Below are 1,444 nucleotides of genomic sequence, written 5' to 3'. Positions count from 1 at the left end.
TTTTCTAGTCAATTTAATCTTTAAGTCATGGAGTGCACAAAGAAAAGGGATCGTATGTTCCTGAAAAAGCAAAAAAAGCGCAGAGAAGCCCTAAGGCGTCTCTCCAGGTTCATGACCAAAAATTTGAGTGCAATCGCTGTTTCACTGGATTCACGCAACATCGTGCGAATTCGATTTAGGCCAAAACGGCGCTTGCCTTCGCCAAACTTTCCCTCAATTGGGATGCGCCCTTTGAAATCCCGACGATCCGTTTGTCGTTCTGTTTTTTGAACCTGTTTATCCTTCGGCTTGCGGCCCAATCTCGGCCCACTAAGTCGGATGTGATGGAGCTTGCAGTAGTTTAGATTTTTTCGGTTCCGATAGAGTGTGTCCGCCAAAACGGCTTCCGGATAAAAACCATAGTGGCGTCGGTACGTTTCAACAGAAGTCTGAAGGGTTGTGCCTTCATTGAAGTTATCCCAACTCAGTTCTTCAATCAAGGCGTCTCCGTTGACGAGACTGATCGCGACCTTCGCTCCGAATTCGACACGAGCCCGGGCCTTGCCCCGAACGATCGGACGCACATGGGGCTGGGACAGGCTGACGATTCGGTCGTCGATGCGATCCTCATGATGTCGGTACATCCAATCCTGCTGACGGTAACATTCATGAGCCACAAGCAGATAACGGTAAAGATCAGCGGGAAGTTGAGTCAGTGGCGTCTTCGTCGCGAGCTTTTCAATCGTTTTGAGATCCCTTTTCACAAAATCCAACTGTTGTTTCACGGCTTTACGCCGTTTCACCGCTCCTGGGCGGCGTTGTTTGGCAATCGACAAATAGGCACGATGTGCCTTCTTTCGATACGTTCTCGGCTTGATCCTCATCCGTTTCCGAAGCGGTTGATAAAGCACATCAATGATCATTTCCAGCTTCCGACGCGTTTGATCGAGCAGGGAGACATCGGTGGGGTAGGCAATATCCGCCGGTGTGCAGGTCGCATCCAGGAGCAGTTTGCCCTTGTTCTCTGATTCCTTCTGTTCCTTGGCCGATGAAGGCGCCGGTGTATTGGTTTTTCGGGTTGAATCGATAGGCGGCTTCGGGTCCTGGTGATCGTTATGCTCGTTCTCTTGATCGGCTCCTTCTGCCGCTTGAGTAGCCTTTTGATCCTGTAGAACGAGCCATTCATTGATTTGGTTGATGTCTCGTTTCTTCAGACGTTTCCGAAAGCGAGTCATCATCGAGTGGTGAAAAGGCGGCCGTTGTTGAAAGGCAGGTAGCCCGAGAAAGTACTGCATGTATGGATTTTCAGTGATCTGCAGCACCGTTTCCCGGTCGGAGGTGCCCTGGCGCTGCTGGATAATCAGAGCACCCAAAGCCAAACGGGCCGAAAAGGGCTTGGTTCCCTTCGCCGTGGCTTTTTTGAAGGTAGCGGCATAGTGTTCCTCAACTTTCCACCAGGGAATGA

Annotated in this window: 1 protein-coding gene; it reads right to left on the bottom strand. The window is 50.6% G+C overall.

The features are described from left to right. Nucleotides 1-20: 20 nt before the first annotated feature. Nucleotides 21-1,444 (bottom strand): IS5 family transposase (locus SIN01_RS14700; RefSeq protein WP_141306173.1); only part of this gene is annotated, 1,424 nt, incomplete at its 5' end.

This window comes from Sporolactobacillus inulinus, from assembly GCF_006539285.1.
Classification (GTDB): Bacteria; Bacillota; Bacilli; order Bacillales; family Sporolactobacillaceae; genus Sporolactobacillus; species Sporolactobacillus inulinus.
This window is presented reverse-complemented; position numbering and strand designations above follow the sequence as displayed.